The 20,768-nt window shown below is 53.1% G+C and carries 20 protein-coding genes; 11 read left to right on the forward strand and 9 right to left on the reverse strand.

Translation table 11 applies throughout. The features are described from left to right. Positions 1-91: 91 nt before the first annotated feature. Entirely contained in the window at positions 92-838 is a 747-nt protein-coding gene (locus H2508_RS12745) for an SIR2 family NAD-dependent protein deacylase (protein ID WP_182174369.1), read from the reverse strand. Positions 839-945: 107 nt separating this feature from the next. On the opposite strand from H2508_RS12745, the gene H2508_RS12750 reads away from it, so the two are divergent. Genes H2508_RS12750 through H2508_RS12765 form a run of 4 tightly spaced genes read left to right on the forward strand, consistent with a single transcriptional unit; the run spans position 946 to position 6,006 of the window. Continuing rightward, a complete protein-coding gene (locus tag H2508_RS12750) occupies positions 946-2,592 on the forward strand; it encodes a peptide ABC transporter substrate-binding protein (protein ID WP_182174372.1) in 1,647 nt (548 codons plus the stop codon). A 2-nt stretch (positions 2,593-2,594) separates the two neighbouring features. Beyond that, positions 2,595-3,527: an ABC transporter permease gene (locus H2508_RS12755; RefSeq protein WP_182174375.1), complete on the forward strand. Its 933-nt coding sequence runs from the start codon at positions 2,595-2,597 to the stop codon at positions 3,525-3,527. Positions 3,528-3,529: 2 nt separating this feature from the next. Then, positions 3,530-4,414, forward strand: a complete 885-nt coding sequence (locus H2508_RS12760) for an ABC transporter permease (protein ID WP_182174378.1) — start codon at positions 3,530-3,532, stop codon at positions 4,412-4,414. Positions 4,415-4,419: 5 nt separating this feature from the next. Continuing rightward, a complete protein-coding gene (locus H2508_RS12765; protein ID WP_182174381.1) occupies positions 4,420-6,006 on the forward strand; it encodes an ABC transporter ATP-binding protein in 1,587 nt (528 codons plus the stop codon). Positions 6,007-6,111: 105 nt separating this feature from the next. Here the strand turns inward: H2508_RS12765 and H2508_RS12770 are convergent, their stop codons facing one another. Next, a complete protein-coding gene (locus H2508_RS12770; protein WP_182174384.1) occupies positions 6,112-6,801 on the reverse strand; it encodes a carbonic anhydrase in 690 nt (229 codons plus the stop codon). A gap of 344 nt (positions 6,802-7,145) precedes the next feature. Here H2508_RS12770 and H2508_RS12775 point away from each other — a divergent pair, with 344 nt between their 5' ends. The 4 genes from H2508_RS12775 (at position 7,146) to H2508_RS12790 (ending at position 10,695) form a co-directional block, all read left to right on the forward strand. Further along, positions 7,146-7,538: an acyl-CoA thioesterase gene (locus H2508_RS12775; protein WP_182174387.1), complete on the forward strand. Its 393-nt coding sequence runs from the start codon at positions 7,146-7,148 to the stop codon at positions 7,536-7,538. A gap of 124 nt (positions 7,539-7,662) precedes the next feature. Beyond that, complete coding sequence (locus H2508_RS12780) at positions 7,663-8,916, forward strand: DSD1 family PLP-dependent enzyme (protein WP_220463770.1); 1,254 nt, start codon at positions 7,663-7,665, stop codon at positions 8,914-8,916. A gap of 151 nt (positions 8,917-9,067) precedes the next feature. Further along, the gene (locus tag H2508_RS12785) at positions 9,068-10,126 is read left to right on the forward strand and encodes a DUF819 family protein (protein ID WP_182174389.1); all 1,059 of its coding nucleotides are present in this window, start codon (positions 9,068-9,070) and stop codon (positions 10,124-10,126) included. A gap of 233 nt (positions 10,127-10,359) precedes the next feature. Further along, the gene (locus tag H2508_RS12790) at positions 10,360-10,695 is read left to right on the forward strand and encodes a zinc ribbon domain-containing protein YjdM (protein WP_182174391.1); all 336 of its coding nucleotides are present in this window, start codon (positions 10,360-10,362) and stop codon (positions 10,693-10,695) included. An 83-nt stretch (positions 10,696-10,778) separates the two neighbouring features. On the opposite strand, the gene epmB is transcribed toward H2508_RS12790, so the two are convergent. Next, on the reverse strand, positions 10,779-11,816 hold the full coding sequence (gene epmB / locus H2508_RS12795) for an EF-P beta-lysylation protein EpmB (RefSeq protein WP_182174393.1): 1,038 nt from the start codon (positions 11,814-11,816) through the stop codon (positions 10,779-10,781). A 19-nt stretch (positions 11,817-11,835) separates the two neighbouring features. After that, positions 11,836-13,119, reverse strand: coding sequence for an NAD(P)/FAD-dependent oxidoreductase (locus H2508_RS12800; protein ID WP_182174395.1), 1,284 nt, complete (start codon positions 13,117-13,119; stop codon positions 11,836-11,838). 115 nt (positions 13,120-13,234) lie between these two features. Between H2508_RS12800 and H2508_RS12805 the strand changes: the two genes are divergently transcribed. Next, positions 13,235-14,596 (forward strand): glutamine synthetase family protein, encoded by a 1,362-nt coding sequence (locus H2508_RS12805; RefSeq protein WP_182174397.1) that lies wholly within the window; start codon positions 13,235-13,237, stop codon positions 14,594-14,596. Positions 14,597-14,625: 29 nt separating this feature from the next. On the opposite strand, the gene H2508_RS12810 is transcribed toward H2508_RS12805, so the two are convergent. Then, the gene (locus H2508_RS12810; protein ID WP_182174399.1) at positions 14,626-14,832 is read right to left on the reverse strand and encodes a type II citrate synthase; all 207 of its coding nucleotides are present in this window, start codon (positions 14,830-14,832) and stop codon (positions 14,626-14,628) included. 156 nt (positions 14,833-14,988) lie between these two features. Between H2508_RS12810 and H2508_RS12815 the strand changes: the two genes are divergently transcribed. Then, positions 14,989-15,834, forward strand: a complete 846-nt coding sequence (locus H2508_RS12815) for a LysR family transcriptional regulator (protein ID WP_182174402.1) — start codon at positions 14,989-14,991, stop codon at positions 15,832-15,834. An 81-nt stretch (positions 15,835-15,915) separates the two neighbouring features. On the opposite strand, the gene H2508_RS12820 is transcribed toward H2508_RS12815, so the two are convergent. The 4 genes from H2508_RS12820 to H2508_RS12835 all read right to left on the reverse strand — a co-directional run bounded on the left by H2508_RS12820 (position 15,916) and on the right by H2508_RS12835 (position 18,490). Next, positions 15,916-16,128, reverse strand: coding sequence for a PA3496 family putative envelope integrity protein (locus H2508_RS12820; protein WP_182174405.1), 213 nt, complete (start codon positions 16,126-16,128; stop codon positions 15,916-15,918). A 326-nt stretch (positions 16,129-16,454) separates the two neighbouring features. Next, positions 16,455-16,982, reverse strand: a complete 528-nt coding sequence (locus tag H2508_RS12825; protein ID WP_328799372.1) for a shikimate kinase — start codon at positions 16,980-16,982, stop codon at positions 16,455-16,457. Positions 16,983-17,206: 224 nt separating this feature from the next. Beyond that, positions 17,207-17,758, reverse strand: a complete 552-nt coding sequence (locus tag H2508_RS12830; protein WP_182174408.1) for an HNH endonuclease — start codon at positions 17,756-17,758, stop codon at positions 17,207-17,209. A 108-nt stretch (positions 17,759-17,866) separates the two neighbouring features. Beyond that, positions 17,867-18,490: a fumarylacetoacetate hydrolase family protein gene (locus H2508_RS12835; protein ID WP_182174410.1), complete on the reverse strand. Its 624-nt coding sequence runs from the start codon at positions 18,488-18,490 to the stop codon at positions 17,867-17,869. A 255-nt stretch (positions 18,491-18,745) separates the two neighbouring features. On the opposite strand from H2508_RS12835, the gene H2508_RS12840 reads away from it, so the two are divergent. Beyond that, the gene (locus H2508_RS12840; protein ID WP_182174412.1) at positions 18,746-20,734 is read left to right on the forward strand and encodes a serine/threonine-protein kinase; all 1,989 of its coding nucleotides are present in this window, start codon (positions 18,746-18,748) and stop codon (positions 20,732-20,734) included. Positions 20,735-20,768 lie beyond the last annotated feature (34 nt).

Raw genomic sequence — 20,768 nt, forward strand, 5'->3', positions numbered from 1 at the left:
GGTCGTTACTGCTTAGCGTCCGGTGAGGGCAATCGCTTCTGCTTTGATATTATTGACGGTTGCTTAGGTAGCCGAGTTTGCTTTTAGGTCATTACAGGGGCGCGACTGTACCATTGGATAGCCAGCTGTGGATCTCTTGGATTAGCTCGCCATTTTTCGCTAGGGCCTCGGTTGCCGGCATTTTATAGTGGCGGTGATGGGGCAGGGGCTCTAGTCCCTCGTAGGGGCTTTCCTGGCAAGGGTCGACGTAGAGTATCCGTGCCCGACCTTGGCTACCGCGCCAAGCTAGATGGCAGAAGGGCAGCACTAACTCGCTGCTGCCGACTACCAGGACCATGTCGTCCTCGTCTAAGTTGTTCATTAGCTCATAAAGTTTACTGTAGGCTGGCGCCGCTTCGCCAAAGAGCACCACCTTGGGTTTATAGCGCCCTGGAGTGCCTGCGAAGTCAAAGGCTTGGTAGCCCACTGTAAAAATCTCGTTCGTGTCCAAGTTCTGCATTTCAAGCAGACTGCCGTGGATATGACCTACGTTTGTGCTTCCGGCTCGTTCGTGAAGGTCATCAACATTGCTGGTCATTAGCTCAACCTGACCGGGAAAGCTGCGTTGCAGTTCTGCAATGGCTAGGTGGGCGGGGTTGGGCTCAACGTCGGCCAAGGCGCCGCGCCGAGCGTTGTAAAAGCGGTGTACGAGCTCGTAATTTTTAGCGAAGGTGTCGATATGGCAAACATCCTCCACGCGGTGGTTTTCCCACAGGGCGTCTGGGCCGCTGCGGAAAGTGGCTAGACCGGACTCAGCGGAGATACCGGCACCGGTGAAAATAAATAGGCGTCTTGGCATGGCTGCTCTCTTGTACGGTGATTGGCCTCAATGCTACTGAGAAGCTTCGCCAAGGGCTAGACAGAAACGCTGGTATTGAGAGGCTTTACAGGCTATCTTTCGGACCCATGCTGCCTTTCATATACAAGTTTTTTCTGGTCCCTCTCACTCTACTGATCCTCGTCGGCTGTTCGGCGGGGGAGTCTAATGTCAGTCAGGGTAATCGCGAAGGCATCTTGCACTTCGGTAATGGCTCTGAGCCCCAGGGGTTGGACCCGCACGTGGTAACTGGGGTTCCCGAGAGCAAGCTGATCGATGCCATGTATGAAGGGCTCACTCGCAAGAACCCCTGGACACTGGAGCCCGAGCCCGGGGCGGCGGCGAGTTGGAGTTTCAGCGAAGATCGCCGTGTGATCACTTTCCAATTGCAGCCCGAAGGGCGCTGGTCGAACGGCGATCCGGTCACCGCCCATGATTTCGTCTGGTCCTGGCGGCGCGCCTTGAACCCAGCTATGGGCAACCTCTACTCCTATATGCTCTACCCGGTGCAGAATGCCGAGGCTTATGCCACTGGCAAGTTGCAAGACCCGGAGCAGCTGGGTGTGAAGGCCTTGGATGACTACACTTTGGAAGTGACTCTCAGTGAGCCGACACCCTACTTCCTGCAACTGCTGGATCACTACAGTACCTTTGCGGTGCCGCGGCAAGTCATCGAACAGTTCGGTGAGGCCACCGACCGTTTCACCCGCTGGACTCGGCCCGGCAACATCATCACCAATGGCCCTTTTCGTCTGACTGAATGGAAGCTCAACCGCCGTATTGAGGTAGAGAAAAACCCTTATTATTGGGATGCCGATATGGTCCAGCTCAACGGGGTGGTGTTCTACCCCACCGAGAACCTGGTCAGCGAGGAGCGCATGTTCCGCGTCAATCAGCTGCACTACACCAACGATGTGCCTCTGGACAAGTTGCCCGCCTATCGCGCGATGCCTGACAGCCCCTTTGTCGAGGCGCCCTACCTAGGCACCTATTTTTACCTGATCAACACCGCGCGGCCGCCGCTGGATGATGTGCGGGTGCGCCAGGCCCTCTCCTTAGCCGTGGACCGGGCGAAGTTGGCGCGCAGCGTTATGCACGATCTGGTCACACCGGCCTGGTCGATTACGCCCCCCGGTACCTTGGGTTACGAGCCGCCAAAACTGTTTGATTACGAGCCCGAGCGGGCCCGAGCCCTGCTAGCTGAGGCAGGTTACCCTGGCGGAAAGGGTTGGCCAGGGTTTGAGCTGATCTACAACACCAGCGAAAGTCACCGCAAGATAGCGGTGGCGCTGCAGCAAATGTGGAAAGACGTTCTGGGTATTGAAGTCAGTCTGTCTAACCAAGAGTGGAAGGTCTACCTCGACTCGGTCTCGGAAATGAACTTCGACGTGGCCCGCCGGGGCTGGGTCGGTGACTACGTCGACCCGAACAACTTTCTCGACCTCTATCTCAGCGATGGTGGTAATAACAATACCGGCTTTGCCGATCCCGACTATGACCAGATGATTCTGGAGCGGGCGCCCCAGGCACAGGACCGGGAGGAGCGTTTCCGCATATTTTTTGAAGCCGAGACTCGGCTGATGGAGGAAATGCCGATCATTCCCATTTATACCTACGCCAGCAAGCACCTGAAGCATCCCAGCGTGAAGGGCCTGCCGAGTAATCTGATGGATTTTGTGAACTTCAAATACATCCGTCTAGAGCCGGTGGAAGTGCAAGAGTTCGAGGTGCCCTGAATATGTGGAAGTTCATAGCCAGTCGCCTGTTGCAGGCGGTGCCGGTGATCCTCGCGGTGATCACGGTGACTTTCTTCCTGGTGCGGATTGCGCCGGGCGGGCCCTTCGATAGCGAGAAAGCGGTGATCCCCGAGGTGAAGGCGGCCCTAGAGGCCCAGTATCGTCTCGACCAACCCCTGTTTCAGCAGTACTTGGCCTACTTGGGTGATCTGGCCCAAGGAGAGCTAGGGCCTTCCTTCAAGTACCCCGGGCGCAGCGTCAATGAGCTGATTGCCGCGGGCTTGCCGGCGACCGCAGAATTGGGGCTTTACGCCCTGCTAGTGGCGGTCTGCATCGGCGGTGTGGCCGGGGTGCTCGCCTCGCTCAAACCGAATACGGCCCAGGATTACATTCCCATGTCGCTGGCCATGATTGGCATTTGTATGCCCACTTTTTTGCTGGGTCCACTGCTGGTGCTGCTGTTTGGCATACAATTGGAGTGGCTGCCAGTCTCCGGCTGGGGCGAGATGCCCGGAGACAAGTTGTTGCCCAGTCTGACACTCGGTGCTGCCTACGCCGCCTATGTGGCGCGTCTCAGTCGGGCGGGGATGCTCGAAGTGCTATCTCAAGACTATATTCGCACTGCCCGCGCCAAGGGGCTCCCCGAGTGGCAGGTGATCACCCGCCACGCTCTGCGCGGGGGCTTGATGCCGGTGGTGACCTTTCTGGGGCCGGCCTTCGCCGGTCTGTTGGCGGGCTCTTTTGTGGTGGAAACGATTTTTCAGATTCCCGGTTTGGGCCGCTTCTACGTCCAGGCCGCTTTTAATCGCGACTACACGATGATTCTTGGCACCACCGTGTTCCTATCCACCCTGATTGTCTTGTTTAACTTGGCCTCCGATGTGCTTGCAGCTTGGTTGAACCCGCGCCTGCGCAGCCAGTTTGGGGAGGCTTGAAAATGAATGAACCGATCTTGGCAGTCGGCAGCGTAGAGCAGGGTACCTCCCTGTGGAAAGATGCCTGGATTCGACTGCGTCGTAATCGCTTGGCACTGTTCGGGCTAGTGCTGCTGGTCAGCTTCGTGATCCTGGCCCTGCTGACGCCTTGGATTGCGCCTTACGCCTACGATGACCAGAACCTAGATTTGGGCGCTAGCCCACCCTCGGCTGCGCACTGGCTGGGCACTGATATATTTGGCCGCGATCTACTGACGCAGATTCTCTACGGTGGGCGTATTTCGCTGGCCGTGGGTTTTGTTGCTACCTCGGTGGCGCTGCTGATTGGGGTCACTTGGGGCGCGGTGGCAGGCTATGTCGGCGGCCGAGTAGATGCGGTGATGATGCGCCTAGTAGATATTTTGTACGCGCTGCCCTTCATGATTTTTATTGTGCTGTTGATGGTGGTGTTCGGGCGCAATCTACTGCTGCTATTTCTGGCTATTGGCGCGGTGGAATGGTTGACCATGGCGCGCATCATGCGCGGGCAGGTGCAGACATTGCGACAGCAGGAGTTTGTTGAGGCGGCGATATCCTTAGGCCTGTCCCCGGTAACGATCATCTGGCGTCACTTGGTTCCCAATGCTCTCGGTCCCATCATTGTCTACACCACTCTGACTATACCTAGCGTCATGTTGCTGGAAGCCTTTCTCAGCTTCCTTGGCCTGGGGGTGCAACCGCCCCAGACCTCTTGGGGGCTGCTGATTTCTTATGGCGCGGAGACTATGGAGGAATACCCTTGGCTGTTAATCTTCCCGGGGATGGCCCTCACCCTGACTCTGTTCGCCCTTAACTTTCTCGGCGACGGCCTGCGCGATGCGCTGGACGTGCGCGGCTCCACGGACTGATCGCCATGGCCCTACTATCCGTCAACGGCCTCAAAGTCGATTTCACTACCCGCAACGGCGTGACCCACGCGGTGGACGATGTCAGTTTCAGTGTCGAGAAGGGCGAGATCACGGCGATCATTGGCGAATCCGGCTCCGGCAAATCGGTGGCCTGCTACAGCCTGTTGGGGCTGCTGCCTATGCCGCCGGCGAGTATCGAGGGGGGCAGCGCCGAGTTCGAGGGGCGCGATCTGCTGCGCATGAGTGAAGCGGAACTGCGGCAGGTGCGCGGTCGCGATATCGCCATGATCTTTCAGGATCCGATGACCTGCCTCAACCCCTACATGACCATCGGCAATCAGCTGGTTGAGCCCCTGCTATGTCATCGGCGCATATCACGTGAAGAGGCCCGTCAGCGGGCCATCGAGCTGCTCGATGAGGTGGGCTTGCGCGATCCGCAGACTACTATTGACCAGTACCCCCACCAGTTTTCGGGGGGCATGCGCCAGCGGGTAATGATCGCCATGGCCTTGATTAACGAGCCCAAGCTGCTGATTGCCGACGAGCCTACTACGGCTCTGGATGTGACCATTCAAGCGCAGATCTTGCGTCTGTTGGCGGACTTGCAGAAGCGTCGCGATGTGGGGGTGATCTTTATCAGTCACGACCTAGCGGTAGTAGCAGATATCGCCGATAGCATCGTGGTGATGGAGCAGGGGCGAGTCGTGGAGCGCGGGGATCGCCAAGCGATTTTTGAGCGTGCCGAGCACCCCTATACCCGCAAACTGCTGGCGGCGATTCCCGGTGGCAGTAAGGCTCCCTCGGCATCCACTGGCGAGGACTTGGTGCAGGTCCGTAATCTTTGCACTTGGTTCAGTCAGGGTAAGCATCACGAGTCTGTCAAGGCGGTGGACGATGTCAGCTTCGGTATTCGTCGCGGGGAAATTCTTGGCTTAGTCGGAGAGTCGGGTAGCGGTAAGTCAACAATCGGCCGTTCCCTACTGCGCTTGGTGCCGGTCACCAGCGGCGAGGTGCTATTCGACGGGGTGGATGTCACAGCCCTCGAAGGCAAGGCCCTCAAGCAGATGCGCCGGCGCATGCAGATGATCTTCCAAGATCCCTACGCCTCTTTGAATCCGCGTATGACGGTCTTTGACACCTTGGCCGAGCCCCTGCTGTTACATGGCATCGAAAGCCGTAAGAGCGTGGAGCAGGGCGTGCTTAAGTTAATGGACGATGTTGGTTTGGCCCGGGCCTTCATCCGCAAGTACCCCCACGAATTCTCCGGTGGTCAGCGCCAGCGCATCGCCATTGGCCGCGCTCTGGCTACGCGGCCTGAATTTGTTATCGCCGACGAGCCGGTGTCGGCGCTGGATGTCACCATTCAGGCGCAGATCCTCGAGTTGATGCTAGCGCTGGGGCAGGAGTACGGTTTGACCATGTTGTTCGTTTCCCACGATCTGGCGGTGGTTAGGCACATCGCCGATCGCATTATCGTGCTCTATAAGGGGCGCATTGTGGAAGAGGGGCTTGCCGAGCAACTGTTTGAACATCCCAAAGAGGATTACACCCGTCAGTTACTGGAGTCGATTCCGGGGCGGCAGCTGCTTTAAACCCCGGCACAGGCGCTTGGTGAGGCAGCGCATTGGGCCCAAGCGACCAGTCTCACATTGAACTGTCTGCTACCACAGGCATGTCTATCGCCAGGTGCTTGACCATCAGTGTTCAGCTGCTGGGGTAGCTGCTGATTCGTCGACTTGAGTGATTTGATCGCTGTAATATTGGTCGAAGTTTTTGAATTTTTCACTGTTGTGACCGCAGCAGCGAATGCTTCCTGACTTGATATCATACACCCAGCCGTGGACTTGGATTCGACCCATAGCTAGTTTCGCAGCCACTACCGGATGAGTGCGCAAATGCTGTACTTGCTGCTGCACGTTTTCCTCAATAGCTTCATTCAGGTACTTACTGTCTAAGGAAGTTTCACTGGGAATGCTGTGACGCTCCCTGATGATCTCCATGGCTGAGCGACAGTGCCCTAGCCACTCCTTGACGTGGGGCAGGCCTTTTAGTGCCGGTATGTCCAGTGCGCCTTTGATGGCTCCGCAATCGGTGTGACCGCAGACAATGATGTGGCGAACGCCCAGAACGGCAACGGCGTATTCGATGGAAGCAGTCATACTTCCGGTTTCATTGCTGTGCGGCGGGATGACGTTACCGGCGTTTCGACAAATGAACAGGTCGCCGGGATTAGAGCCTGTGAGCATATTCGGGTCGATGCGGGAGTCCGAACAGGTAACAAACATCACATCCGGATTCTGGCTGTTGGCCAGAGCACCGAATAGGTCTTTGTGCTCCGGATATACGTTTTTTTGAAAGTTCAGTACACCGCGAATAATGTGATCCATTGTGACTCCATCTGCCTGGCTCAATTAACACCGCCCCGTAAGGTATTAATCCGGATCGGAAAGCTGGCGTATGAGAACACATATCGTTACCCACTGGCTAGCTTGCAAAGTTGTATTCAATCCACGCCATGCCCTAGCGAAAAATAGGGTTCATAAAAGGCAGCAAGTATTTTTCTGTAGCTAAAGCTGCACTGCGCCATGTTCAGCAGAGCAAATTATGCTGACTACCGCCGGGCAGAAAAACTGGAAATGGCAGGGCAATTCCCTGAGACTGTCTGTTGCATAGTGATGGAGTACTGGTGCCGCTGATGGCAAGAGCGGGCCGGTGAACACGAGGAGCAGTGATGAAATTCTATTCTCGCAAGTGGGTTAAGCCCGAGGACCTCAACCCTAATGGCAGTCTATTTGGCGGCCAATTGCTTAGCTGGATTGATGAAGAATCTGTGATCTTTACCATCTGCCAGCTGGGTCAGGGTCGCCATCTGGTCACCAAGTTCATGTCGGAGATTAACTTTGTTAGTTCGGCGCGACTGGGTGATGTCATTGAGATGGGGGTGGAGTTCACCGCCTCTGGGCGCACCTCAGTCACCTTGCGCGCCGAGGTGCGCAACAAGATTACCAAGCAGACCATCATCTCTATCGATCGTATTGTGTTTGTTAATCTCGATGAAGAGGGCCGCCCTGCGCCCCATGGTTTGCAGTGGCCCGTTAATGATGCAAACGACTCAAAGGACTGAGTCATAAGTGGCAAGGTCATGAATGCCTTTGTCTGTCAGCGATCAAGCGCTGCTGCAAGTTGGCTTTTATAAGCTGCTGAGGTAATAGTAGATAAATTCTTTAAACAACAGCAGTGAGTTACTTATGTCGTCAGGCAAGTCAAAGCATCAGAGTGTTTTGTCAGAGGCATACTTCAAGCGGATCTCTGAGGCACTAGCCAATGCTGGAGTGCATCAGCCCACGCTGGTGATTGATAAGGCGCATTTAGATCACAATTTAGTAGCGGTTAAAGCCATTACAGAGCGTGGCTTTGATTTTCGCATAGTTGCTAAATCCCTACCTTCAGTTCCCATGCTCAATTATCTCATGAGCTCAGCGAACACAAAGCGACTGATGAGTTTTCATATGCCATTTTTAAAACATGTGGCAGAGAATATTCCCAGTGCTGAAATACTGATGGGAAAGCCGATGCCCGTAGCCGCGGTAGAGTCATTTTATCAATCGATAGAAAAGCGACATGGACCATCTGCTTTATTCGACCCTGAGACACAATTACAGTGGCTGATTGATAGCTATGAGCGAGCTGAGCAGTATGCAGCGCTGGCGGAAAAGCTGAACATCAAAATGCGCATCAGTTTGGAAATCGATGTTGGATTACACCGTGGTGGTTTTAGTGATAAGCGCAGCTTCGAAGATGCGCTCAAGTTCATTAAAAAGGATAAACACTTAGAGCTATCAGGTTTGCTAGGTTACGAAGCCCACATCACCAAGGTGCCAAGTATTGTTGGAGGTTACAAAAAAGCCTTTGATCAAGCCTGGAGTACTTATCAATCCTATGTCGATTCTATTGTATCGCTTTATGGTGAAGCTGCTCTGCAGGACTTAGTACTCAACACTGCAGGTAGCACAACTTATCCCTTGTACACCAAGACGGGCTTAATGAATGAGCTGGCAACCGCCTCTGCATTAGTAAAGCCCACGGACTTTGATGTGTTTACGCTCGATCATCATTTGCCCGCTGCCTTTATTGCGGCGCCAGTGTTGAAAGTAGTGAAGGATCCAGAATTACCTGCAGCCAAAACTTTGTCACGCTTGATGCATCGAGTGGGTTTGCTGCCCAGAAAGGCTTGTTTTATTTACGGAGGAAATTGGTTGGCTGAGCCCTGCTATCCCGCGGGATCAAAACGAGCGAATATCTTGGGGCACTCGAGTAACCAAGAAATGTATGAGCTAAAAGTCAGTGATGATCTGCAAGTAGATGATTTTATGTATTTTAGGCCTAGGCAAAGTGAGGCGGTATTTTTACAGTTTGGAGATATTGCGCTTTATGACAATGGCGAAATCGTTGACTGGTGGCCAGTATTTGACCAAGAGCCGCTGAGAAAACCCGACTATTAGAATTTAAAAATAATAAGAGCTAACAAGCATGGCATTAGCATTGTTTTATCTTGTGTTTCCCGTCTTATTAATTGCCTTGTGCCAGCGCTTTAGTGTTTTAGAGAAAGTGGGCGTAGTTGTGCTCTCCTTTGCGGCCGGTATCGCGCTGGCCATGATGGTCGATCTGTCAGTGATATTTCCACGCCAAACAGTCACTTCAGTTCAAAGCAGTATTTCTGAACTCAGTATTGCCATTGCACTACCCTTACTGCTGTTTTCAATTAATGTGAAAGCGGCCTTAAACATGGCCGGTGATACCCTTAAAGGCATGGCTTTGGCTTTACTGTCAGTGGTAATAGTCAGCACTCTTGGGGCAGTGTTGTTCTCTGGCCAGCTAGACAATATTTGGCAGATTGCGGGTATGTCGGTTGGCGCCTATACGGGTGGTGGCCCCAATATGGCTGCGATCAAAACAGCGATAGATGGAGATCATTCAGTTTTTTTAACAATGGCAACTTACGATCTGATTTTTTCTGCCATGTATTTGATCTTTGTAATGACCATAGCGCAAAAATTATTTGCGCTGTTCTTAAAGCCTTATAAAGCTAAGAATCAATCTCAAGAGCTTGATTATGCAGGTATGGAGCATATGGCTGATGAAAGTGCTCTGGCCTATAAAAAACTCATTGAGCCAAAGCAGCTATCACAAACAGCTTTGGGCTTGATTTGCTCATTATTGGTGGTCGCTGTATCGGTGCTTGTAGCGAGCTTATTACCAGGGTCGCTGATATCTGTGATGACTATTATTCTTATAACGACCATGGGGCTTGCAGCTTCATTTATTCCTAGACTGCGTGCCTTAAGTAATAGTTTTCAGCTTGGTATGTACTTTATTTTAGTGTTCTGTTTTACAACGGGCACCATGATAGATACCACTATCCTCTCTAATATCGATATGTCATTAGCGGCGTATATTAGCTTTATCTTAGTGGGCTCTTTGTGTTTGCAGGCGGTATTGTGCAAGTTTGCCAAGATTGATACCGACACATTTTTAATCACTTCTTCAGCTGCGATCATGTCAGTACCCTTTGTGCCGGTTATTGCCGGAGCACTTAAAAACAGGGAAATTCTCTTGCCAGGTTTTGCCGCTGCCATACTCGGCTATGCAGTGGGAAATTATTTGGGGATAGTGGTGGCGAATATCACTCGCTGGCTAGTCTCTGTTATGTAAAGTGGTGGCGCTTAATTCATTGGAACTTAGCGCTCGCTACTTAGAGTCTCCTTGTTCAATATCACAGGAGGCACAGGCTGTATTGCTAAGTCAGAAAGCTTAGGATTTTTCTTAGTTTTTGAGTAAGATGGCGTCCTTTTTGAGGCAATTACAGAGCCGTTGATACGGCTCGGCACATGCCGTGGTCCTTTGTGAGTTGCCCAGCCCTTAACTATTACTGTTCGGAGTCCCCTATGAGTGAATTGCCCCCTTGCCCAAAATGTAGCTCTCCCTATGCCTACCAGGATGCTGCCATGTTGGTGTGCCCTGAGTGCGGCCATGAATGGATTGAAGGTGAGGCGCCGGCGGATGATGAGCCTCAGTTCCGAGATGCAAATGGCAATGTGCTGCAGGATGGTGACACGGTAACGGTTATTAAAGACCTGAAAGTTAAAGGCTCTTCCTCTGTTGTTAAGGTGGGCACGCGGGTCAAAAACATCCGCTTAGTTGAGGGTGATCACGATATCGACTGCAAAATTGATGGTATCGGGCCGATGAAGCTCAAGTCGGAATTTGTGAAAAAGGCTTAAGCCTAGGGGCCGCCCCGTCGCCGTGGCTTAAGGCGGCCGATTGAAAGCGCTTAGTCAGCCTAGAACGCTGAGGCGCTCAGGGCTCATGACTTGCTATCTGTTAAAGCTGGGATAGCGGTCTTGGCCGCTTCACCGGCGATTTCTCGCACTAATTTAGGTACTAAGTAACCGGGTAATTCGCGAGTAATCGCCGCATGTAGCTCTTGTGCGCGCTGCTCTGCTAGATCGAAATGCGCAGCACCCTGCACCTTGTCGAGTAGGTGTAGATAGTAGGGCAGCACGCCATTAGCAAACAGTTTCTCACTCAGTGCCACCAGTGCTTCGCTAGAGTCGTTAACCCCTGCCAATAACACCGATTGATTGAGCACGGTCATTTGCCGCTCTCGCATCACTGCGATGGCTCGCCCAACATCGGCATCAATTTCATTGGCGTGGTTGCAATGAACCACCATGACGCTTTGTAGGCCTTTTGGGCAGATCGCATCTAGTAGGGAGTGAGTGATCCTATCGGGTAGCACTATTGGCAGTCTTGAGTGAATTCGCAGTCGCTTTACATGTGCAATAGCCGCGATTTGTTCACAGAGTTCTGCTAGATAATCATCATCGGCTACCAAGGGGTCACCGCCACTGAGAATGACTTCAGTAATTGATGGATCTTCGGCGATATAAGCTAGGGCCTCGCGCCACTGCTGCCGGCTGTTAATGTTGGCGGAGTAGGGGAAGTGACGGCGGAAACAGTAACGGCAGTTGATGGCGCAGCCACCCGTCACAACCAATAGTAGACGGCCCTGGTATTTGTGGATGATACCGGCTCTGGGAATAACGCCTTTACTCTCGCCGGTGGGGTCGGGGCCAAAGTCAGCTGGGTTGATCAGCTCATCAGCTGAGGCCAGCACTTGTTTAAGTAAGGGGTCATTCGGGTCGCCTTTGCGCATCCGCTGTACAAAAGCTAAGGGGACTTTGAGGCTAAATGATTGGCAGGCAGCATCGCTGAGATTAACCTGGGACGGTGATAAATCCAGTTGCTGAAGTAAGCTTGTGCCGTCAGTGATGACCTTGCGCAATTGCTCGCGCCAGTCAGCCTTTGACTGAAGTGGTATCAGCTTGGAAGAGTGTGGCATGGCGTATAGTCCGGCGGCTTCAGCCCAGTCGATCACGAAGGCTATAGAATAACATGCCCGCGACAAGGCCGGGCCAGCGCAGCACTGTGCCACCGGGGAACTGTTTTGAGGGGACATTGGCCATAAGGTCAAAACGCTCAGCTGTGCCGCTGATTGCTTCAGCCAATAATTTTCCTGCCAGCGTCGCGGTGGGTACGCCATGGCCAGAGAAGCCATGGGCGTAGAATGTCTTGCCTGATAATTTGCCGCAGTCAGGCATGCGATTCATGGTGATAGCCAAGGTCCCACCCCAGGCATAATCGATACGGGTAGTGGCCAATTCGGGGTAAATTCGCAGCATGTATCGGCGAACAAAACTGGCAATATCCGCTGGAAAACGGCGGCTATAGGATTCGCCCCCGCCAAAAAGTAGCCGATTATCGGCCGATAGCTTCCAATAGTTAATCACAAACAGGCTGTCTGACATCGAGCAGTCGTCGCGGATGAGTTGCCGGGCTAGTGATTCAGATAGCGGCTCGGTAGCGAGCATGTAATTATTAATTGGCATAATGCGCCCAGCAGTGCGGGGCTCAAGCTTGTCCAAATAGCCGTTGCATGCCAGAACCAAGAAGTCGGCATTGACTTGCCCTTGGTCGGTTTTAACCCGAACTTTATTGTCCTCAGTGTAGGACAGTACGCGGCTGCCCTCGTATAGCTGTGCACCGAGCTGCTGTGCTGCTCTGGCAAGCCCTTGGGCGTACTTCAGTGGGTGCAGATGGCGGCAGCCCTGATCTAAGATAGCGCCGTGAAAGCCCTGGCCAGAACTCATGGTTGCCAGCTCTTGTGGACTTACATAACGCATATCTTGGTAGCCGTAGACCCGCTGCAGGTGCTCGATGTCTTGCTCTAACTCTTTGGCATGTTTGGGTTTGGCAGCCACGTGCAGGTTGCCCTGCTTCAGTTCGCAGTCAATCTGATGCTCTTGGATGAGCTCGCAGACAGTGTCTACAGCCTCTAAACCCAGCTGCCATAGGCTGCTGGCGTGACTGAGACCAAGCCAGCGCTCTAAGTCTTGCTGTGCTGCACGCTGCCCAGTACCTACATGGCCACCATTGCGCCCAGAAGCGCCCCAAGCCATTTTGTTAGCCTCAAGTAAAACCACACTATAGCCACGCTGACGCAAGTGAATGGCTGTTGAGAGGCCGGTGTAACCGCCGCCAATGATGCAGACATCCGCTTGGGTCTCACCACGCAGGGCGGGAAAGTGGAGTTTGGCATCGGCGCTAGCGGCGTACCAGGAGTTTACATGTGCTTGATTTTGCATGATCTAAGTATAAGGTCCTAAAGTTAAAGGCTCGCATACCTCGATAGGGTTAGCACACTTGCCCAGCTGTTCGAGGTACTGCGATACTCTGGTCTTTCCTGATAATGGATAGTGTATGGACAGCGACGCTGACGCAGCAACAAAGCTCATTAAAGATTGGCTAAAAGAGCACAATATCTCTGAGGTCGAGTGCTTGGTGCCCGATATGACTGGCAATGCTCGGGGTAAGTTTATTCCTGCGCAGCAGTTCTTGGGTCTAGGCCATCCTAAACTGCCAGAGAGCATCATGATACAAACGGTGACCGGAGAGTATTCCGATGACCATTGGGATTTTGTTGAGCCCACTGATGCTGACATGATTTTAAAACCCGACTTAAATACATTGCGTGTAGTGCCTTGGGCCCGTGAGCCGACGGCCCAAATTATTCACGATTGTTATAAGCCTAGTGGTGAGTTGCACCCACTTTCCTCGCGCACCGTGCTGCGCAATATCTTGGCCTTGTATGAAAAGGATGGCTTGCAGCCGGTGGTTGCGCCGGAAATGGAGTTTTATTTAGTTGCCAAAAACACTGACCCCGATTATGAGTTGATGCCACCTAAAGGGCGCTCCGGTCGTCGTGAAACAGCACGCCTGTCTTACAGCATCGATGCCGTGGCAGAGTTTGAAGACTTTGTAGAAGACATGTACGACTACGCCGATGCGCAAAAGCTGCAGGTTGACACTTTAGTGCATGAAAATGGTGCGGCGCAGATGGAGATTAACTTTCTCCATGGCGATGCATTAAGTCTGGCTGATCAAGTGTTTGTGTTTAAGCGTACAGTGCGCGAGACGGCGCATAAATACGGCATGTACGCGACCTTTATGGCTAAGCCGATGATGCGCGAGCCAGGTAGTGCGATGCACATTCATCAAAGTGTGGTGAGGGCAGATACCGGAGAGAATATTTTTGCCGATGCTGAGGGCAATTACACCGAGGCTTTTTTAAGTTATATCGGTGGCTTGCAACGCTTTACTCCGGAGCTGATTAGCCTGTACGCGCCTAATGTGAACTCATATCGCCGCTTAGCACCCGATATCTCCGCTCCCATTAACCTTAACTGGGGCTTAGATAACCGCACCACAGCTTTCCGTGTGCCCCACGATAAGCCCTCAGCGACTCGTATAGAAAATCGCTTCCCTGGCGCTGATGCTAACCCTTACTTGGCGATTGCGGCAACATTGGCCAGTGGTTATCTCGGTATGAAAATGGGGCTCAAGCCCAGCGATCCTCACCAGGGCACGGCCAACGAAGATGAAGTGGAGGTGGCGCGGACTTTGGAAGAGGGGCTGCGTTTGCTACACAACACGCCAGAGCTGCAAGACATGTTTGGTGAGTTGTTCTTGCGTGCTTATGCCGCGGTGAAACTCGATGAGTTTGAAGAGTTTAACCGCGTAATAAGCTCCTGGGAGCGCGAGCACCTATTACTTCAGGTTTGAACGCTCCAAGGAGTAGTTTTAGTGGCAAGTCAGCCGGCTTCATCCACGCCAATGTGCTCGATGCGAGGATACTCGCGCCACTGAAAAGTTTGTTCGTGGTTGCAGATCATGCAGCGATGTGGAATGTCACCGGTTTTGGGGTTCATGTCTCCGCTGCGGGCCATCATACCCGTGCCACAAGCATCGCAGATGTAATTGACTTCCACCGGACGAACTTCACGTTTGATTTCAGGCATTTACTCAACTCCCTTTGTATGGATGCCTATGCTAGCGCGAGTCTGCCAACTGTGAAAGCCATCCTTAGTTGAATTGGCAGTTGCTTAGCTGGCGTTAGTCGCTAAGCTGTGCCTGTGTTCCCAGCATGTGGACGTATCAAACGGGGCGGTAATTGAGTGGATACAGTACTACTACGGACTTTTCTTGAAGTGCGCAAAACGCGCCATTTTGGCAAGGCGGCTGAGAACCTGTGTATTACCCCAGCGGCGGTCAGCGCGCGCATCAAGCAGCTGGAGGAGTCACTGGGAGCGGTGCTATTCCTGCGTACGCGCAATAATATCCAGTTGAGCAAAGAGGGTGAGCGCTTAGTACCTCACGCTGAGACCATGTTGCTAGCCTTAGCTCGAGCGCGACAGGAGGTTGCTTTTGGCGATAGCGATAGCCGGCAGTTAGTTATCGCTGTGCGCAATGGCTTGTGGAGTGATTCGCTGCAACAAAAATTACATGGCCTGATTCGCTCGGAACCAGAGCTCATATTGCATCTTGTGAGCCTAGGGACAGACGAGATTGTGCAGAAGCTGCTGGCCGGCACACTGGATATTGCCATTCTCTATGCGCCGCCGAACGTGCCTGAGCTCGAAATTATTACGATAGGAGAGCTGAAACTGTGCTTGTACAGCTCCGGCAAGTTGAACAATGCGCAGCTGACAGAGGCCGATAATTATATCTACCTAGATTGGGGCGGCGGCTTTTCTCGCTTTCATGCACAACATTTTGGCGATCACGCCCTGCCGGTCTTGCGCACTAATCTTGAGGAGGTAGCCAAGCGCTACTTAAAGGAGCACGGCGGCGCCTGCTACCTGCCCTACGGCCAGCGCAGTGCTTTAGCTGAAGATGGCTTGAGTCCGGTCCGTGGGGCAGCGGTGTTTTCCCGACCAATAAATATCGCCTACCACTCCGCGTCACCTCAACGTGAACTTATTGAGGCTGTCGCGCAGCAGTTTTCGGGTCTTAGGACTTGATAGTCGGCGGTGGAGAAGAGCTTTAGTTGCCCGCCGCGATGCGGCGGGGCTGATGACGATTAATTAGAAAGACTGAGAGTCTCAGTAGTCGTCTAGTTCGAGGTCATAGTAGCCAAGCTCTTCGCGTAAGCGACGTTGTTCTAAGCGTTGCTCTGCGCGGCGGCGCTTGGCAGCTAGGCGCTGCTTTTCTGTTGAAATAGGGGCGTACTCTTCATCGATCATGTCACCTATAACAGGATCAAAGAAGTCGTCCAGTGAGTCGTTGTTGCCCAGGTCTTGGTTGGTGTCATTCATGTGCTCATCTCCCGATGATTTGCTCCGGCTATTTCGGCGCAATATCACTCAGAGTGATGGGGGAGTAAATCAAAATTTTATTGTATGGACGGCAAAAACTATTTGTTGTCGCGCTTTGTTCGCTGGGCAATAAAAGCTCAGGCGGCCCACGCCAGTTGCTGCTTCCCTGCACTGGACCTGGGCGGAGGTCCCGTCATCCCTGGCTGAATTACTTGGCGTGGGCCGCCCAGCCTAGTATTTGCAATCTCCGTGCCAGTGTTTGGGCCAAGGTTTTTGGCTGTTTCGCTGGCCAGGCTGACTGTCCGGACAGTGGTGAGACGTGTCCGTTATTGTGAATATTGCCGAAGGTCATCAACAATCGCACTGGCCACCGAATCAGCACTGCCGGCAGTGGCATCGACCGTTAAATCAGCATAGCGTTCGTAGAGAGGAGTTCGCTCGCGATAAATATCAGCAAAGCTTTGCTTGCTGTCACTGGCAATGCCGCGCATGGGGGCGGCAGCAACACGCTGACTGAGTGTGTCGAGGTCTGCCTGTAAATAGACCACTGGGCCAGCCTGCTTCAGTCGCTGCATTATTGCTGGGCTATACACCACACTGCCTCCGGTAGAGATAACAGCGTGAGCTAGGTCGATCTCTAGCAATACCTCTTCCTCAATTTGGCGCAGCCGCAAATGCCCCTGGCGTTCAAGTGTTTCTTGCAAGGTCTCACCTTCACGCAATTGGATGGCCAGATCGGTATCCGTAAAAGCGAGACCTGTCATTTTGGCGAGGATAATCCCAACGGTGCTCTTGCCCGCGCCGGGCATGCCGATCAAGTTGATAGTTTTAGGCAGTGATGAGGATGGTGCCACGATGCTAGTCCGCTGCTGTAGGAAGCGCCCATTATCCGCTTTCAGTGATGCCGCACAAGGGGCAGTAAAGGCTTATCGTTAAGGCCAATGCTGCTTTTTGGCAAGTGCAAAATAGTCATTTCAGCATTGATATTAGGGTGCTGAACCTAAGTTAACGATGAAGTGAAGCACCTGTACTTTGTCCTGAAAGATGGGGTCGGACTGGAAACCTAGCCTAGCTTGGTTTAGTGGGCCCAGGCCCGCTCGGCATGAAACTGCCGAGATAGATATTGCATCTGGTCGGCCAGCACGCGCTCCTTAGCCAAGAAGTGCCACTCCCAAATGTTGGGTTGAAAGGGGATAGCCAGTAAAGGCATGTTGGCTTCTTCGGGGCTGCGGTTGTCTTTAGCCCAGTTGCAGCGCCGGCAGGCTGCAACCACATTTTCCCAGCGATCCTGGCCGCCGCGGGAAGTGGGTATCACGTGGTCGCGGGTCAGCTGGACTCGAGTGAATTGCTGTCCGCAGTAAAGGCAGCGATGGTCATCCCGGCGGAACAGGCTGCGGTTGGACAGAGGAAGACTAAAACGCGCTACGATTTTTCCTTGCAGGGCCACTATAGGCTGAAGATCGATGCGTGAGCGCAGACCACTGAGGCGTGAGATGCCACCAAAAAAAGGCGGCAGAGGATCTCCAAGGCCATAGACGACATCGCCTTTAGCGTAGGCAGAAATTGCCTCCTGTGCTGTCATCCAGCCGCGCGGTTGGCCTGCAAGATCCAGCTTTAGAATATGCTGCATAGGCTGCCACAGTGAGTGGGATGACTCCAAGCTACTGCAAAACTGGGTGGCCTTCAATCAGTAATTTTGAGCACTCTTGGTGAGATCCTGCGGTCTTTCTACGGCGTCTTACTGCGCCTGCCAGCTGGACTCCACAAGGGTTTTGCCGGCAGCGATTACGCGGCCGGTGAAAATTTCCCCTTGGCGTATAGGGCCGACTCCGGCGGGCGTGCCAGTCATGATGATGTCGCCGTCAGCTAGTTGGCTAAAGCTCGCCAGCTCCTGCAGGATTTGAGCCGGCTGATAAAGCATCATAGAGGTATCACCCTGTTGACGCAGCTGGCCATCCACCTCGAGCTCAAGGCCGAGTCTTACGTTGGGCTCGGGCAGCGCGACGAACTCGCTAAATACTGCGGCACCATCAAAGGCTTTAGCTCTCTCCCAAGGCAGGCCTTTGCTTTTCAGGCGACTTTGTAATTCACGGCGTGTAAGATCAAGACCAAAGCCAACGCCAGCCAACTGACCTGCCATCACTATAAATGCTAGCTCGCCTTCATAATGCAGCGCTTCGGGCTTTGGCTGAGCAAAGCTCGCTTGGAGTTTTTGCCCGATGGCTGAATTGGGCTTCATGAAAACCACCATTTCATCAGGCAGTTCGTTGCCGAGTTCTTCGATGTGTGCGACGTAGTTGCGCCCCACACAGAGAATTTTAGTGGGGCTCAAAATTTGGCCACCAAAGCTGACAGTATGCACAAGTTTTGTATCCTAGTTAGGGCGCGAGAAATCATAATTAAAACGTGCTTGAGTCTAGCTGTCTGCCCAGCCCAGTGACAAGGCTGAACCCTAGGCTCAGCAAGGGTTTAGTTCACTTTTATTGACGCAGCCATCGCCCTATACTCAATTTGATGAATACAGTTTGATTATTGCTAGGCAAGACAGATACTGCGCGCAATTCGTTTTGTGCGGCCAGCCCTTTAAGGGCAGTAAAATTAGCCAAGGAGCCGCTACGTGGGGCAGCGCGACAATATAAAACCAAGCTCGGCCGCAGATCAGCCCTCGTTGAATAACGATGATGAGCTGACAGTAACCGATCCTGTGGAGCCTCCCTCAGAAGCTGGTGTTGACCCAGCTGGCTACAGTGAGAAGGGTGGTGGCGCTACACAAACGGGCTTTGATCACGCCCGGGAGCTGGCAGAGAAGGCTAAGAGTCAAAAAGGTCGCTTATTAAAACAGCGCTTTGTGCTAGAAGATGTACTGGGTGAGGGCGGCATGGGGCTGGTTTATAAGGCCCGTGACCTGCGCAAAGTCGAAGCGGAGGACCGCAACCCTTATATCGCGCTCAAAGTTTTGGGCCAACAGTTTAAAAACCACCCTCAGGCTTTTGTGTCACTTCAGCAGGAGGCGGTAAAGTCCCAAAAGTTGGCACACCCTAATATTGTCACAGTTCATGATTTTGACCGCGACGACGACACCATTTTTATGACGATGGAGTTGCTCAAGGGAGATGCGCTAGATGCTCTGCTTAAATTAGAGGCGCCGTTTAGCAAAGAGGTAGCAATGCGCTACTTCAGGGACCTCTGTGCCGGCTTGGAATATGCCCATAAGCGCGACCTGGTTCACTCTGACTTTAAGCCAGGTAATATTTTTGTGACCACTGGCGGCACAGTCAAAATACTCGATTTTGGTATTGCTCGAGCTGCAAATAAGAATGCTTTAAGCCATGATTTTGATGTGGCCGACTTGGGTGCATTGACCCCTGCCTATGCTACGGTTGAAATGGTCAATCGTGAGGCGCCTAGCTTTAGCGATGATATCTACGCGCTGGCTTGTGTATTGTACTTGATGCTGACCGGCGAGCACCCCTACCAGCGCAAAAGCGCCTATGATGCGCAGCAGGCAAAGCTTAAGCCGGCCCGCCCAGAGGGCCTTAATAATCGCGAGTGGCAGGCACTTTCTGCCGCACTTAGCACTGAGAAAAGCAAACGCCCCGCTAGCATTGCGCAATTCCGCGAGAGCATGATGCCACCTGCGTCGCGCCGTGGTGCCCTGAAGAGCGTGGCCGCAGTAGTGATACTGGCGCTAGGGGCGGCTGCATGGTTGGGCTATCAGCAGTATGAGGCACAGCAAGCTGAGGCCGCGGCGGTCAATGCGCGCCTTAAAGCAGCTGAGGATTGTTTTTTTGTGCAGGATTACAGCTGTACTATAGAAAACACATTAGTGCTGAAGAATTTGGCGCCGGACAATACTGAGGCGCAAAAGCTATTGCAGTTGGCGCAAAATGCGCAGGCCAAATTAGCACGAGAGACCATGGTTAATTCGCGCCTGGCTGAGGCCCGTGAGTGTCTGAGCTCGGGGGACTTTAGTTGTGCGCGAGTCAAATTACAGGAAGTGTTGAAGTCGCAGCCCGATCATGCGGAGGCCAAAGTACTACTTGAGCAGTCTGAACAACGCAGTGCCCAGGCCCGAGTCGGCACTATACTGGCTCGTGCAGAAGACTGCCTCGATAGCGCTAACTTCAGCTGTGTTCAGCAGGCGCTGACTGATGCCCAAGAGCAGGGCGCTGTGGCTGCTGACCTTTATCCTGTGCAGCGACGCTTAGATAATTTGCTTGCTGAGCGTGAACAAGCCAGTAAAGAGCAGGGTGCAGCTATCGCTCGCTTGCTCAGTGAAAGCGAGCGCTGCTTGCAGCAAGGCGACCACAACTGCAGCGAGGCTAAACTCTCAGAAGTGCTGGAATTGGATGCGCTTAATACACGAGCCATTGAGATGAAACAGTCGATAGCGACTGCTCGACAGCAGGCGCAGTTTAACCAGCAGACTGTGGCGCGGTTTCTACAAGAGGCCGAGCGCTGTTTGGAACGCAAGGATTATAGTTGTACGATTGCTAGATCTGAGTCGGCCTTGGCGATCATTCCTGAGCATGGTCCAGCGCAGGCCATGATACGAAAAGCCGAAGCTGCTCAGAATAAGGCTAAAATGAACATCTCCATACAGTAAGTGTAGCGATGCGTTTTAGTAGCTAATTAGGTGG

This window comes from Sediminihaliea albiluteola (assembly GCF_014077625.1).
GTDB lineage: Bacteria > Pseudomonadota > Gammaproteobacteria > Pseudomonadales > Halieaceae > Sediminihaliea > Sediminihaliea albiluteola.

Bases quoted from the DNA above. Each gene is read 5' to 3' on its own strand.
- H2508_RS12745 (WP_182174369.1), bottom strand. From the start codon at position 838: ATGCCAAGACGCCTATTTATTTTCACCGGTGCCGGTATCTCCGCTGAG.
- H2508_RS12750 (WP_182174372.1), top strand. From the start codon at position 946: ATGCTGCCTTTCATATACAAGTTTTTTCTGGTCCCTCTCACTCTACTG.
- H2508_RS12755 (WP_182174375.1), top strand. From the start codon at position 2,595: ATGTGGAAGTTCATAGCCAGTCGCCTGTTGCAGGCGGTGCCGGTGATC.
- H2508_RS12760 (WP_182174378.1), top strand. From the start codon at position 3,530: ATGAATGAACCGATCTTGGCAGTCGGCAGCGTAGAGCAGGGTACCTCC.
- H2508_RS12765 (WP_182174381.1), top strand. From the start codon at position 4,420: ATGGCCCTACTATCCGTCAACGGCCTCAAAGTCGATTTCACTACCCGC.
- H2508_RS12770 (WP_182174384.1), bottom strand. From the start codon at position 6,801: ATGGATCACATTATTCGCGGTGTACTGAACTTTCAAAAAAACGTATAT.
- H2508_RS12775 (WP_182174387.1), top strand. From the start codon at position 7,146: ATGAAATTCTATTCTCGCAAGTGGGTTAAGCCCGAGGACCTCAACCCT.
- H2508_RS12780 (WP_220463770.1), top strand. From the start codon at position 7,663: ATGTCGTCAGGCAAGTCAAAGCATCAGAGTGTTTTGTCAGAGGCATAC.
- H2508_RS12785 (WP_182174389.1), top strand. From the start codon at position 9,068: ATGATGGTCGATCTGTCAGTGATATTTCCACGCCAAACAGTCACTTCA.
- H2508_RS12790 (WP_182174391.1), top strand. From the start codon at position 10,360: ATGAGTGAATTGCCCCCTTGCCCAAAATGTAGCTCTCCCTATGCCTAC.
- epmB (WP_182174393.1), bottom strand. From the start codon at position 11,816: ATGCCACACTCTTCCAAGCTGATACCACTTCAGTCAAAGGCTGACTGG.
- H2508_RS12800 (WP_182174395.1), bottom strand. From the start codon at position 13,119: ATGCAAAATCAAGCACATGTAAACTCCTGGTACGCCGCTAGCGCCGAT.
- H2508_RS12805 (WP_182174397.1), top strand. From the start codon at position 13,235: ATGGACAGCGACGCTGACGCAGCAACAAAGCTCATTAAAGATTGGCTA.
- H2508_RS12810 (WP_182174399.1), bottom strand. From the start codon at position 14,832: ATGCCTGAAATCAAACGTGAAGTTCGTCCGGTGGAAGTCAATTACATC.
- H2508_RS12820 (WP_182174405.1), bottom strand. From the start codon at position 16,128: ATGAATGACACCAACCAAGACCTGGGCAACAACGACTCACTGGACGAC.
- H2508_RS12830 (WP_182174408.1), bottom strand. From the start codon at position 17,758: ATGCAGCATATTCTAAAGCTGGATCTTGCAGGCCAACCGCGCGGCTGG.